6 protein-coding genes are annotated in these 13,876 nt (G+C 72.4%); 4 read left to right on the top strand and 2 right to left on the bottom strand.

What is annotated here, in order from left to right; translation table 11 throughout:
- The first annotated feature begins 51 nt into the window (after nucleotides 1–51).
- The 3 genes from ACZ6EJ_RS00650 to ACZ6EJ_RS00640 all read left to right on the top strand — a co-directional run bounded on the left by ACZ6EJ_RS00650 (nucleotide 52) and on the right by ACZ6EJ_RS00640 (nucleotide 9,067).
- Nucleotides 52–921 carry an alpha/beta fold hydrolase gene (locus ACZ6EJ_RS00650; RefSeq protein ID WP_469263400.1) on the top strand — a complete coding sequence of 290 codons (870 nt, stop codon included), beginning with the start codon at nucleotides 52–54 and terminating at the stop codon, nucleotides 919–921.
- The gene (locus ACZ6EJ_RS00645) at nucleotides 918–4,058 is read left to right on the top strand and encodes a caspase family protein (RefSeq protein WP_469263398.1); all 3,141 of its coding nucleotides are present in this window, start codon (nucleotides 918–920) and stop codon (nucleotides 4,056–4,058) included. Before ACZ6EJ_RS00650 ends, ACZ6EJ_RS00645 begins: the two co-directional genes overlap by 4 nt.
- A 98-nt stretch (nucleotides 4,059–4,156) precedes the next feature.
- The gene (locus tag ACZ6EJ_RS00640; protein ID WP_469263396.1) at nucleotides 4,157–9,067 is read left to right on the top strand and encodes a hypothetical protein; all 4,911 of its coding nucleotides are present in this window, start codon (nucleotides 4,157–4,159) and stop codon (nucleotides 9,065–9,067) included.
- Nucleotides 9,068–9,133: 66 nt separating this feature from the next.
- On the opposite strand, the gene ACZ6EJ_RS00635 is transcribed toward ACZ6EJ_RS00640, so the two are convergent.
- A complete protein-coding gene (locus tag ACZ6EJ_RS00635) occupies nucleotides 9,134–9,922 on the bottom strand; it encodes an alpha/beta fold hydrolase (RefSeq protein ID WP_469263394.1) in 789 nt (262 codons plus the stop codon).
- Nucleotides 9,923–10,111: 189 nt separating this feature from the next.
- On the bottom strand, nucleotides 10,112–10,735 hold the full coding sequence (locus tag ACZ6EJ_RS00630; protein ID WP_469263392.1) for a LysE family translocator: 624 nt from the start codon (nucleotides 10,733–10,735) through the stop codon (nucleotides 10,112–10,114).
- Between the two features lie 110 nt (nucleotides 10,736–10,845).
- Here ACZ6EJ_RS00630 and ACZ6EJ_RS00625 point away from each other — a divergent pair, with 110 nt between their 5' ends.
- Nucleotides 10,846–11,790: a LysR family transcriptional regulator gene (locus ACZ6EJ_RS00625; RefSeq protein ID WP_469263391.1), complete on the top strand. Its 945-nt coding sequence runs from the start codon at nucleotides 10,846–10,848 to the stop codon at nucleotides 11,788–11,790.
- Nucleotides 11,791–13,876 lie beyond the last annotated feature (2,086 nt).

The following is a 13,876-nucleotide window of genomic DNA, read 5'->3' as shown; positions in this document are numbered from 1 at the left end:
GCCTCAGGTCTCCGGGCTCCAGCGCGCGGACCGAGGCACCAGGGGGGCGCAGTGTCGCGTGTGGTCGTCTGCCACGGCATCGGTTACCAGTACAAGCACGCCGAGACGATGCTGACCGAGTGGTACGAAGCCCTGCGGGTCGGCATGACGGACGCCGCGCGCCCCGTGCCGGACGCGGCAGACGTGTCCGCCGTGTACTACGGCAGTTGCTTCCGCAGCCGAGGCGGCAAGGGCGGCGGGGTGGAGGACGAGCTGGCGGACATCCCGTCGTTCCGGATCGGCGACGTGCGCGACCCGTTCGAGTTGGAGCTGCTGGAAGCGTTCGCGGAAGGCGCCGACGCCCCCCTGCCCGGCGGCAAGGGGCTCGGCCAGATGGCCCTGCGCCGGCTGGAGCGGCACGAGGGGCTCGGGAAGCCGGCGGGCCGCACCGTCATCTGGATGATCCGCCAGGTACGCCGGTATCTGGACGCGTCCGACACCGTGCGGGCGTGCGCGCAGCAGCGTTTCGAGCGCGTCGTGACCCCGGAGACGCGGGTCGTCATCGGTCACTCGCTGGGTTCCGTCGTGGCCTACGAGGCGCTTCGCGCCCACCCCGAGTGGAACGTGCACAGCTTCATCAGCCTCGGCTCCCCCCTGGGCCTGCGAGCGGTGCGGGACCGTTTGGCGCCGCCGCCGCCCGCCGAGGGCGACGCACTGCCCTCCGTCGCCCGCTGGGTCAACGTGGCCGCCAAGGACGATCCCATCGCCCTGGTCAAGCACCTCGCGCCCGTCTTCGGCGGCGTCGACGACCGCCCCGTCGTCAACCTGCCCTGGCACAGGCCCGGCCGATACCTCTTCGGCAGCCACTCCGTGCTCCGCTACCTCACGACCGACGAGGTGGCCGAGGCCGTCGCCACGGCGCTGCCCGCCGCCGAGCGGTGACGACGGCCCCGCACCCCGTCGGCAGGTCGGCGGAGCTCGACCGGGTGGCACTCGTCTGCGGGACCAGTACGTTCGGAGCGGGATTCGAGCCGCTGCCGCGCGTGGTCGACGAGCTGCGGATGATGCGGGCCGTCCTGGCGGAGGCCGGGTTCACCATCCACCGCGCCTCACGCACCGATCCCGAGGTCGACGACCTCGAACGCGGCTTCGAGAAGGCGCTGGAGGGCGAGGACGGCCGTCCCCCCGACGTCCTGCTCTTCTACTACTCGGGGCACGGCATCGACTTCGGCGACGGGGACGTCCTTCTCGCCGCGCACGACAGCAAGGAAGCCGAGCGGGCGAGCATGTTGGACGTCGCCAAGCTCATGTCGCTCATCATCCCCGGCGCGAAAGGGCGGCCGCGGCCGCGCGAGGTCGTCGTCCTCCTCGACGCCTGCCGGTCGGGGCTGGCGGTCAACCGGTTGGGCGAGGAGGCGCGCAAGCAGAGCGACAAGGGCGCCGACCTCCCCGTGCTCACCCTGATCAGTTCCACGGACCGGACCACCGACGCGCAGGAGATGCACTTCGCCGACGCCTTCGCGGGCGCCCTGCGCAACACGCACGCCGGTGACGACGACGAGAACCTCGGCGCGTACAGACTCTTCGCGGAGCTGACCCGCCGCATGAGGGAGGGGTCCGCGAACCCCGAGGACCCCCAGTTGCCGGACTGGGTGCCCCCTCGGCGGGAGATCCGGGCCTTCCCCAATCCGCGCCACGATCCGCGTCGTCCGGTACGGCGGCCGCCCGAGGCCAACGACGACAGCGGGTGGGCCCTGTGCGGACGCGCCGAAGCCGTGCGGGACGTCACCGCCCACCTGACCGAAGCACCGTCGTCGGAGCCGGGAGCGCCGCTCCTGGTCACCGGGCGGCGGGGCTCGGGGAAGTCCGTGCTGCTCGACTGGGTCCACGTCTCCTCGTCGCGGGAGCGCCCCCTGCCGACCGGGGCGCGGGCGCCCTCCGCCGCGCCCGGCGGATGCGTCGACCTGCTGCTGGACGTCCGCGGCCGGAGTGCGGACGCCGTGGTGGCCAAGCTGGCCCGCCGCTTCGGCGTGCCCGATCAACGGGACGGCGTCGGCCTGGTGGAAGCCCTCGGCGACCGGGGGCTGCGCCTCGTCTTCGACTCCGTGGACGCGAGCCAGGAGCCCGAGCTGCTCCACAGCACGGTGCTGGCGCCCCTGGCCGCACAGCCGCGGACCCGTGTCGTCATGGCCGCCAGCGCGGTGCCGGACGGCTTCGCGGGACCGATCGTCGACCTCGACGCGGACGAGTACTTCCACGAGGCCGACGTGGTCGCGCTGGTGGAACACGTCCTCAGGAACCGCAAGGGCACGCGGTGGTCGACCGCGGACGCCCGGTCGCTGCGCGCCATCGCGCTCGCCACGGCCGCGGCGGCCGGCCGGTCCTGGCTCCGCGCCTACCTCTTCGCCGTCGACACCAGCACCCAGGATCCCGCGAACGCCAGGGTCCAGGCAGAGCGGTCCAACGCCGACCTGTTCCTGGACACGCTCGCGCGGCTCAGCCGCGGCCTGGACGACGACGATCCCCAGTGGGCCCGGGACATGCTCCTTCCGGTGGCGCTGGCCCAGGGGGACGGGCTCCCGGCCGACGGGCGGCTGTGGGCCGCCGTGGTCCGTGCGGCCGGCAGGCCCCGAGCGGACTCCGCGGCCATCAACGACGTGTGCAGAGAGGCGAGGGACTACCTCGATGTCCCGGAGGACGGCATGAACGGCCACGGATGGAGGCTCACCCGCCCTCCGACCGCCGACTACCTGGCCGGTGCCGTTGACGCGCGCACGTACCACGCGCTGTTCGTCGCGGCCATGACCGAACAGCTCCCCCTGCTGCCGTCCGGGCAGCGCGACTGGTCCGGCGCCGACCAGTACACCCGTGAACACCTCCCGCACCACGCGCGGTTGGCGGGCGTCCTGGACGAGTTCCTGGACGATCCGGAGTTCCTGCTCGCGATGGACGGCGAGACGCTGTACCGGACCCTGGGCCTGCTCCAGAGGACCACCGACGACCGGGTGGCCAACGTGCGCGCTCTCTGCCGGGAGTTGATGGGGCCGCGCTGGCGGCCCGACGGGCACACCCTGGCGCGGCTGGCCCTGCACGCCCAGGTGCGGTCCCTGGACGAACTCTCCCGGCGCGCCCGCGCGTACGCGTCGGGCTGGCAGGCCGTGGCCGTCGACTGCCGGCCGCCGTCCCGGCGTCCTAAGCCGGAGGACCGCGACCTCCCGGCGGACCGGAGCGTCAAGGCGGTGCACTGCCTCCCCGACGGCGGCGAGCTGGCGCTGACCGGCAGCAGCGTCTTCCACCGGCCGGGAGACGCCGACGACACGGCCTGGACCGCGTTCGACCCCGACCCCGAGCAGGTGCCGAGCCGCCGGGGCGTCCCGCCGCGGATCACCACGTCCTCGGTCATCGACCACAAGGGGCGGCCCGCGCTGTTCGCGGGGGACGTGAAGGGCGGGGCCTGGGTCGCGCTGCTCAACCGCGTCGGCCTGGAGATCCCGTCGCTGGACCTCCACTGCCCCCTCAACACCTGCCTCAAGGTCGGAGAGGACCTGCTGATCGCCGGGAGCGAGGGGTGGCACTGGCGCAGGGCGCGCGTCACCGGCCGGCGGATCGACAGACCGGGGCTGCGCCTGGGCGGGGCCACGGCGGCGGTGACCGCGGACGGAGTCCGGGTGGCGGCGCGCACAGCCTGGGAGGTCGTCGTGTGGGACGGCGACGGCGAACGTCTGCACACCTTCAGACCGCCGCAGCAGCGCGGCCTGGTGAAGATCACGTCCGACGCCCACGGCGTCTACACGGGAGCGGGCGACGGTTCCGTCTGGTGGTCGGACTGGAACGGCCGCACCCATCGCTGGATCACGGCCCACGCGAGCGGCGTCGGTGAACTGCGGCTGTGCACCGCGGGCCACACGCAGGTGCTGGTCAGCGCGGGTGTCCACGGCGACATCCGGATCTCGTCCCCCACCGGCTCCGATCCGGCCCGCCACTTCGACATCGGCCTCGACGTCCACGCGGTGGACCTGCACCGCGACGGCCGGATCGTCGTCGGCACCGCCGAGGGCCTGGTCCGCATCACACCATGAACAGCACCGTACGGGGAGCCGAGGAGTCGCGTGTGAGCCATGTCGAGCCCAGCCCGTCCACCGCCGCCAGGACGTCGTCCCTGACGCATGAACTGCGCATGGCGCTCCATGCGCTGGCCACGGACCTGATGGCGCCATCGGTCGACCGGGTCCGCGTCGAGTCACGGCTCCGCACGGTCATCGGCCTCGGGCACAGGTCCCTGGACAGGGAGGTCCCGCTGCCCCGGCGCCCGTTCGACTTCTCCGGCGAGAGGGAGCCGATCGGCCCCGGCGCGCTGCTGTTCGCGTACGCGGGCGAGTCCACGCGCCTGGAGGGCCTCCTGGGCGAACTGGACGCCGAGCTGCTGGCCGAACTCGACCACCTGGTGACCAGGGCCGAGCGCGTGGAGGCCGGCGGCGGCACGGTGCGGCCCGCGCCGGTCGGCGGGGCGCCACTGCTGCTGGCGCCGGTGGACGACTGGTATGTCATCGCCGGCGCGGACGTCGTGCTGGACCCCGACGACGCGGCCCTGCTCCCGTCGTCGCTGCCCGACTCGGCGGCGATCGACCGGGGCCTGCACGCGGCACGGCCCCTCGTGGCGACGGTGGGCAGGAAGCTCGTCGCCGAGGCCCGCCCCCGTGTCGACGCCCCGTACGTCCTCAGCCCCTCCACGGTCGCCCCGGACTCCGCGCCGGTGGCCGTCGCCCTGTCCTGGATCGCCGCCGAGGGCGGTCTCCCGGACCTCGGCGACCTGGGGGTGCTCGCCCTGGCGGGCATCTCGCCGGGCGGTGACTGGCTGCCGCCGGCCGTGGTCGAGCAGGCGCAGGGGGCCGCCGCCGAGGCCGGGCTCGACGTACTGTGGCGCGCCGCCGACGGTTGGCGGCTGCGGCGGGCGGGCGCCGAGGAGTCCGACGCCGAGCCGACGCTGCTGGGAGCCGCCCGCCTCCTCTGGGGGGAGCGGTGGGACCTCGCGGTGCGGCGACGGGCGGCGCGGATCCTCGACGAGGAGGAGTGGCGCATCCTCCACACGACCGCCGCCGGCGACTCCGAGCCGGGGTGGAGCGGACCGGCGGACGAGCGGCTGGTCGACTTCGAACGGTCCTCCTTCCTCGTCAAGCGGTACCACCAGCGGCCCCTGTCGCGGGTGATCCAGTCCGGGCCGCGCAACCGGGGCAAGACGGTGTGCGCCCAGCAGGTGGTGCGGAAGCTGGAGGCCGCCGGCTGGACGACCCTCGTCCTGTCTCCCGCCAGTCGCCAACTGCCCTCGGACGGCGACCTGCTGCCCGTGGTGCGCGCCGCGCTGACCGCCACCGGCGTCGACACCGCGCGCCGGAAGGTGCTCGTGGTGCTGGAGGACCTGCACGCCCTGGAGGACGGCAACGTCGGCGAGGCCCTGGAGTGCCTGGGCGAGCTGAGAGTGGGCGTGCTCGCCCTGACCCGTTACGTCGACGGGGCCGCCCATCGTTGGGAGAGCCACGGGGTGACCGCCTACGTCACCCTGGTGCCGCCCCACGGGGTCCCCGACCTGGCCCGGCGGATGATCCGGCAGGCGCCCGGCGCGTTCAAGGTCCGCGCCGACGACACGGCGGCCGTCGCCCTGGCCGTCGAGGCGTGCCGGGGGGACCTCGGGCTGCTGGCCGATCTGCTGCGCGAGGAACCCACCGACCAGCCGGCCTCCGCGGGGACCCTGCCGGACAAGGGGCTGGGGGCCGACCGCGTACGGGCACGGGCACAGGCGGTCTGCGAGGCCCTCGACGCCGAAGCCCGCGACGCGGTGTACCTGCTGGCCGCGGTGTCATGGCTGGACGAAGGGGTTCCGACCGCCCGGGTGCGGATCATCCCCGAGGAGACCCGCAAGGCCCTCGGCGTCGTCGTCCACCACGGCCTGGCGCGCGTCCCCAGCGCGGTCCGGGCCGAGGCGCTGATCGCCGCCGCGAGGCCCGAGGGGCTGGACGGCTTCCCCGCCCAGCTCGAACCGTACGTACGGGAGCTCTTCCGGAGCGACGACCAGCCGCGGCTCGACGCGCTGCTGCGCAAGTGCGCCGCCTACGCGCCCGAACAGCTCGCGCTGCTGCTGAGGTCCGCGTCGGTCCGCGAGGCGATCACGGACTGGGCGGCCAAGGCGCATCCGCGCAAGGCCCTGCCCGTACTGCGGCTGTGCCGCCGCAACAGCGACGCCGACTGGACCGCCGCCGCTCTTCCGGCCGTGCTCCGACGCCTGCGGGAGGTCGAGGACCTGACGGTACGCGACCTCACCTCCGGGCTCTCGGCCCTGTGGGACGACGAGTTCCGGCTGGCCGGGACGACCGAGCTGACGGACCTCGTCGCCTGGGTCGGCAGCGAAGGGGGCGGCCTGGACACGGTCCTCGGGCGGCCCTCCAGCCTCACCGACCGGTACCGGCTCGTCAGCGCCCTGCTCAAGCTGGCGGGCGAGGGCACGACGCCCACGGCGACGGTCTGCGACTGGCTCGAACAGCGCACCGACGAGCTGGCGCGCGACGCCGATCCCGCGAACCACCGGGACCTCATCGCCATCCGGCGCATGGACGACCTGATCTTCGCCTGGTCGCGGCAGGCCCAGGACGACCCTGCCGCGTCGGCGCTGCGTCCCCTGTTCAAACCCGCGCTGCTGCTCATCAAGGCCGCCCCCACCAAGGACAGGTCCCTCGCCGCCATCCTGTCCTGGATCTCGCTGCGTCTGCACTTCGACGGCACGGGCGACTGGGACCAGATCATCGAGCAGTACAAGTCCCAGCTCCAGGCCGCTCTGGCGCACTCGGACGCCATCCAGATAAGCCAGGCCCTGTACGACCTCGCGCAGAGCAACCGCGGGCTCTGCAACCGCCTCCTCAACCACCTGAAGTTCGGTCGCACCCTTGTTCCCGTGGTGAAGGCGGCGCCCCCCGCCGAGGCGGCCATCCTCATCTCGACGGTCCGGAACATCCACGGCGGCACGCTGCGGACGCTCCTGTTCCGGGAGGACCGGGACGGCAACCTGGTCGCCGACTCCGGACTCGCCCGCGAACTGGCCAAGACGGTCCGCGGCTTCGAGGACGCGCGGGGCGCCGGCATGTTGCTCAGCGCGGTCAGTCGCGTGGACGACCTCTACTGCGCCACCAAGGAGCGGTTCAGCCACCGGCTCGCGATGGAGATCGGCCAGGAGTTCGTCGAGAACGTCATGCGGCGGGAGCGGCGGCCCGCCATCGTCTACCACCTGCTGCGGGGGCTGTGGGAGGCGGGCGCGGACTTCCGGCACGCCATCGAGGACGGGGCGCTCGGGCTCGTCGTCTCCAGCATCCACACCCAGCGCGGCACGGCCCGTCCCTGGGGCCCGCGCCTGGCGATGCTGCTGATCCAGGACGAGTACTTCGGCCAGGGCTTCCTCCAGAAGCTGGCTGGGCGGCTGGACCGCAAGGTGCTGTGCGACCGGATGACCCAGACGGGGCTCGACCCGGAGAGCCTGGTGCACACCCACCGGCTGGGGCTCGCGCTCGTGCCCGACATCGGCGTGGACTACGCACGGCAGCTCGACATGGACAGGGCCGTGCGCGCTCCGCTCCTGGGCAGCGCGAGCAACGTGGCACAGAAGCTCCGGGTGATGGCCGACACCCTCCGGGCCGGCGGCCACGCCGATGCGGCCGACCTCGTCCTGGGCCCCTTCAAGGAGGAGAACCCCCAGTGGGACTGGGCCGAGCGGTTGCAGGTCGGCCGCGGAGTCGGCGCCTTCACCACCACCCTCGGCCAGCTCCGCGCCCTGGAGCCGGGCGACGCGGCAGCGGCCGTGGAGAACCTGAGCCGGCCGCACGCCGGGCAGGAGCTCTCGCACCTGCGGGAGCTCGTGCTCCGCAGCGTGGTGCATCCACCGCTCACCGCCGAGCTGCTGAGCGAGGTGGAGCGCTGCGTACCGGGACTCGGCACGTCGGAACTGGAAGCCCTGCGGGGCGGACGGCGGTGGTTGACGCTCGTCGAGGCGTTCAAGTTCGATCAGGACCCGTTGACCCAGGGCCACGTGGGGCGCGCCCTGGCCCGGCTCGGCGTGACCAACCGCACCGAGGAGACCGAGTGGATGCACACCTTGGTCACCACCCGGTGGGAGTCCACCATGCACCTCTTCGCCAGCCCGCGTGCGGTCACCGAGATGTTGACGCTCGCCCACATGTGGGAGCCGCAGTGGGGCGAGCAACTGGCCGCCAGCGTCAACGTCAACCGGCTGGTCAAGCGGCTCCGCCTCGCTCTCCGGTCGGATCTGCAGGAGGTCCCCGGCCTGCTGCGGGCCTTGTGGCTGACCGGTGGGACCGATGCGTTCGACGAGGTCCTCGGCCTCGTGCTCGGGCTGCCCGTCGACGTCCTGGCGAACGCGCTGGGGCTCCACCGGGCGGGCAGTCTGCTGAGGGTGGCGCACGTCGCGAACAGATCCGCCGACTCGCTGGCCCAGGCGGTGGGGCGGCTCGTGGAGCAGGTGGCGGGCCGCCGCCTGGTGGTGGACGCGGAGGCGCACTGGAGCGGCATCGGGTGGGCGGCCCAGGCGCTGCACGAGTACTCCGGCCGGCGCCTCCTCCCGGACGTGGTCCCGGCGTTGCGGCCCAACACCGTGGCGCATCCGGCCGCGGTGGCCTGGGCGTCCGCGTGGCTGCCGCGGTCGGACTGGTCGACCGCGACGGTCGCGGAGGCCGTGGACTCCTACGAGAGGTCCGGCGCCCGGCACCGGCGTCCCGGCGAGACCTGCCGCGTCCTGATCGCGGCCGCGCGAGCCGGCCTGCTGCCGGCCTCCGGCCCGCTCGCCCCCCACTGGCACTCGGCCACCGGGGCGAGCCCCGAGCTCGTCACGCTGTTGACCCGCGAGGCGGCCTCCTCCCCCGTTCTGCGCGACCACTTCGCGAGCCCGCAGACCGCTCGGCGCATGGGGGAGATGATCGGGCCCGAGTTGTCCCACCATCTCTGCGAAGCCGAACTGCGCTCCGCCGTGCAGCGGCTCTGTCCGCAGCCGCCGCCCTCCGACGCGACCGCGGACGCCGCACTCGACCTGTAGCGCGCAAGGGGCCGTCCGTGGGGGACCGGGGTCGGGCGGCGCCACGGGCACGCGGGGCCCGGATCCTCACCGCCGGTGCGCGGTGGTGAGGAAGTCCAGGACCAGGGGGCCGGCGTGGCTGCGGCACTCCTCGAAGTAGGCGTGCCGGCCATGGGGGATCAGGTGCAGGCGGGCGCCGGGGATGCGGTCGGCGAGCAGGGGGGCGTTGGCGGCGGGGTTGAGCAGGTCGTCGCTGCCGTGGACGACCAGGGTGGGGGCGCTGATGTCCGGCAGGAGGTCCCAGGCGTCGTGCTGGTCGCTGGCCACGAGGTGGTGGCGCCGGGCGTGGGCGGGAATGCGGGGGTCGCCGAGGGTGTGGTGCGGGCCGGGATGCGAGGCGAGCCACCGAGGGGTGTACATCAGCTCCAGCAGGGCCTGTCGCGCGGCTTCGGGCCGGGACTGCGCCAGGGCTCGGCGGACGTCGTTGCTCCGCTCGACGCCGTGCGGGCCGCCGGGCGAGGTGCAGCCGAGAACGAGGGCGCCCACCCGGTGAGGGTGGCGGGCCGCGATCTGCTGGGCCACACGTCCGCCCATGGACGTGCCGTAGACGTCGGCCCGGTCGACGCCGAGTTCGTCGAGGACCGCGATGACGTCGCGGGCGAACAGCTCGGTGCTGTACGGGGTGTCGGGCTTGTCGCTGTCACCGGTGCCGCGGTAGTCGAGCGTGAGGGTGCTGCGAGCGGAGTGGAAGTCGGCCCGGACCGCGTCCCACCAGTGGTGGTTGTTGGCCTGGCCCGCCAGCAGGACCAGCGGCGCCCCCTCCCCCCGGAGCTGGTAGGCGATGCGGGTTCCGTCCGGCGTCGTGGCGTGCGTCATCGCCTTCCCCGCTTCCGTGCCGTCGGGCGGAGCGCCCGCGCGGCTGCGGGCATGAGCGGACGGCGACGCCGGGGCGAACGCTTCGGCGTGCTCCGCCGCCGGTCGTACCGGGCGCCCCCGTCACGGCCGGCGCCCGGGGCGGCGGGCGCCTCGGGCGGCCGGATGCAGGAAGGGATACCGGCCCGGCCCTCAGACATCCAGGGCCACCGCGGCGCCCAGTCCCACCAGGACGACGCCGGTGGTCACGTTGAGTCCCCGAAGGACGGTCGGCCGCGACACCAGGTCGCGCCCCCGGCCGACGGCCCAGGTGAGCAACATGTACCAGGAGGCGCTGACGAGCGCCCACAGGGCCCCCAGGGCGACGGTCGACAGGAACACCGGCCCCTTCTCGGTCACGAACTGGGGCAGCACCGAGACGGCGAACACACCCGCCTTGGGGTTGCCGAGGTTGGTGCTCAGGCCGGTGATGTACCCGCTCACGAAGCCGGTGCGGTGCTCGCCCTCGGCAGGGGCGGGGGCGGCGACGGTGGTGAGCGCGCTCCGCAGGGTCTTCACCCCGAGGAAGATCAGCACGACGCCTCCCGCGATCCGCAGCATCGCGTACGCGGTGGGGCTGGCGAGCAGGACGGCGGACAGCCCGGCCGCGGCGGCCGTGGACCACAGCAGGAAGCCGCTGGCATTGCCCGCGAGCGTGCCCTGGAGGGTGCGTTGGCCGCCTTCCAGAACCTGTCTGATCATCAGGGCGGCACTCGCGCCTGGCAGCATCGCCAGCAGTAAGGTGGTGGCGATGAAAACGGGCACATGCGTGGGCATGGGAAAAGGACCCCTTCCGAGGATTGCGGCCGGCGGGTGTGGCTCCAGGCTTCCTGTCCGATGCCCCTAAGAGAAGTTAGGAAAGGAGGGTGCAGCGTTAGGATTAGTGAATGGTGGTGGATCCGGGACAGTTACGCCTTCTCGCGTTGATCGAGCGGCACGGCTCCCTGACCGCGGCCGCTCACGCACTCCACCTGACCCCCGCGGCGGTCACCCAGCAGGTGGCCAAGGTCGAGCGCGACTGGCAGGTGCCCCTGGTCATCCGCGGCCCCCGCGGAGCAACGCTCACCGCGGCCGGCGCACTGCTCGCCTCCCACGGCCGGACGGTGGAGGAGGCGTTGGACAGGGCCGAGGCGGAGCTGGCCGCACTGCTCGGCCGCCTCTCGCTCCGGCTGCGGATCGGGACGTTCCAGGCGGCCGCCCTGCACCTGCTGCCACCGGCCCTGACGACTCTACGACACCGCCACCCGGACGCCGACGTGTCCGTCATCGACGTGGTGTCCGGACGGGGAGCGGACGAGATCAGCGCGGGGCGCCTGGACGTCGCCATCGTCGCGTCCTGGGGCACGCCGCTGACGCCGCCCCCACACCTGCGGGCCCACTCGCTCCTGTCGGACCCCATGGTCGTGGTTCTCCCCGACGACCATCCGCTGGCCACGGGACAGCCCGCGGACACCGAACTGCGCCTGGAACAACTGCGCGACGAGTCGTGGGTCTCCATCCTGGCCGGCCATGCCGCCCGCGAACAGTTCCACGACGCCGCCCGCGAGGCCGGTTTCACTCCCACCGTGCGGTTCGAGACCGAGTCCTACGACGTGGCCCAGGCCCTTGTCAGCACAGGCATCGCAGTGGCCCTGGTCTCGCGCCTGGCCCTGACCCGGGCGCCGGGCACCACCCATCGCGAACTGGCCCACCCCAGGCCCTACCGCCATCTCTACGCCGTGACCAAGACCGACGCCGGCCTCATACCCCTCGCGGACATGCTCATCGACCTCCTCCGTGATGTCGCCCGCGACATCTCCGCCACCTGGGAGGCTCCCCCGCGAGAGGAATGACCTTTCTCGAACGCACCGTACGGAGCCCGAAAACCCTCGGTTCCGCAGCGGCACCGCTTGGTCCGGAGCAGTAGAGCGCGTTTGCTGATCCGACATAGGAGCTGACCGGATTTCGCTTCATCCAATGATCTTTTCTCAGACGGACCGCGGGGTCCGCTCCGGTCCCGCAGGGCATTTCCCGTTCCCGGTCGGTGGTGCGTGGACGAGCATGGAACGCAGGCGCACTTCGTCGTGCCGTGCGGCCCGTCGGAAGATCGCCCGCTCGACCCGGCCGGAATCCGCCCAAGGGGCCCGGATCTCGATCAGTTCGGTGGCGAGGGTGCCGTTCACCGCCCCGGCCGTCCCCATGGCCGTACGGGTCCGCGACCGACCCCACGGGGGCCGATACCGGTGAGCCAGTCGGCGTCCGCGCCGAACGGGCGGCTCAGGTCGGCCGTTCTTCGGGCGCGGCCCCGCACAGGATCAAGGGGCCGACCGATGCCCTCAGCGGAGGTCATCGGAATTTCTGGCCATATTCCAGGGGCGAGGTTTGGCACCCATTTCTTTACGTTTCCATGACCGGACTGCTCCGTGTAAGACCATTGCCACGGAATGTGGCCCAAGGGTTGACAGGTTCAACTCACGATCAGGTAACGTCTTCATGGTCGAGCGGAGACTGGGCTTGAAATGGACAGGGACGGACGGGAGCCGGGAGTGCCATCAACATATACACGCGACGGTGATACCGCTCGATTCGGCCGAGCGAGCACACCGACGCCCCTGTTCGCCCCTCGGGTGACATCGACTGAAAGGACTTTCAGCTTTCCGGCTCACTGTCCCGCAGGCTGACGCAACGCCCGGAACGGAGACGGAGGGAAGCTCCAGCAGCGGCCTCGCGCCGGTCTCCTCCGAGTCGGCGAGCAGCCATCCCCCTCCGGACCAGGAAGGTTCGTCCCCCTTCCCCTCCCCCGTCGTGGAGCCAACCGAGGCAACACGCGCACCATGGAGCCCTCCAGAGAACCGCCGGTGCTCAGTTCGTGCGGCATCCGGCCCTCAAGCAAGGCGCCGTCGAGGAAGTCGAGGTTCCCGGCACCGGCACCCGGGAAGCGACTGCGCAAGCGGCTCGACAAGAACATCCACCTGGCCCGTACCGCACTGCACGATTTTTGGTTCACCTGCTGGACCCGCAACGCCCTTGTCCCCCTCCTAAGCAGCGGCGAGCACAAGACCATGACGCAGTGGCGCAGGAACATGGAACCATCGCCGCGCCGTGCGTCCACCTCCATGCACCAAAGGGTTCCGGTCTCCCGAGGACGGGCGCCCCGACCGGCACATCGGGGACGAGTGCGAACGGCGCTTCTCCTCGCTCCTCAAGGCGCGGAGAAATGCGATCCCTGACGCCGAACGCATCTGCCACGCCAGGAAAAGTGCGGAGTTCACACTGACTCGGGAGCAGTTCCCATCACGCACGAGCATGAGCGGACGTATGCCCCCCTCGAACGCCGCGACCACCAGGCCGAGACACCCGGCTACCGGGTGACCTGGTGGGGATCCACGCTTCTCCGGACTTTCATCAGGCGGCGGAAGGTACTGCGGTGGCCATGACCGACGGACTCGTCACCGAGCGACTGGCCGTATGCGTCGTGGCGTCGGAGCGGACGCACGAGTTGGAGGCGCCCCGGACCTGTCGTAGCCATCCTCACCACCCCGTGATTCCGGGCCGTTTCGCGTTCTTCGACAAACCGCCGGGGCGTGGACGGGCAGGTCGGACCGTCGCGTCCCGGCCGAACCGGCAACCGGGCGACGAAGGCGATGAGGCCGGACTCGTGATGTCGTCCAGGTCCACCGGGGGTTGACCAGCGGCCGGGGCGGCACCGCGATCGCCGGCCGGCGCCGATCGGGGTGACCAGGGCGAGATCCCACCGGACGTGGTGGGCGCCGACCCTGCACAGCATCAGCAGCGCCCGGGGGCCGTGCGATGGCAGCCCCTGGACGTTTTTTCTCATGCCCTTCGCAAGAAGCAAGGAGGAGGAAAGACGTGGAAGAGCCGCCGGCAGCAAAACTCACCTACCGCGAGTTAGGTGTACTCAGCCTGCTGGCACGGGGG

The sequence above is a fragment of the Streptomyces sp. NPDC041970 genome (genome assembly GCF_055588985.1).
This window is presented reverse-complemented; position numbering and strand designations above follow the sequence as displayed.

Excerpts from the sequence above, each read along its gene's own strand:
- ACZ6EJ_RS00640 (WP_469263396.1), top strand. The coding sequence starts at position 4,157 with ATGGCGCTCCATGCGCTGGCCACGGACCTGATGGCGCCATCGGTCGAC.
- ACZ6EJ_RS00635 (WP_469263394.1), bottom strand. The coding sequence starts at position 9,922 with ATGACGCACGCCACGACGCCGGACGGAACCCGCATCGCCTACCAGCTC.
- ACZ6EJ_RS00630 (WP_469263392.1), bottom strand. The coding sequence starts at position 10,735 with ATGCCCACGCATGTGCCCGTTTTCATCGCCACCACCTTACTGCTGGCG.
- ACZ6EJ_RS00625 (WP_469263391.1), top strand. The coding sequence starts at position 10,846 with ATGGTGGTGGATCCGGGACAGTTACGCCTTCTCGCGTTGATCGAGCGG.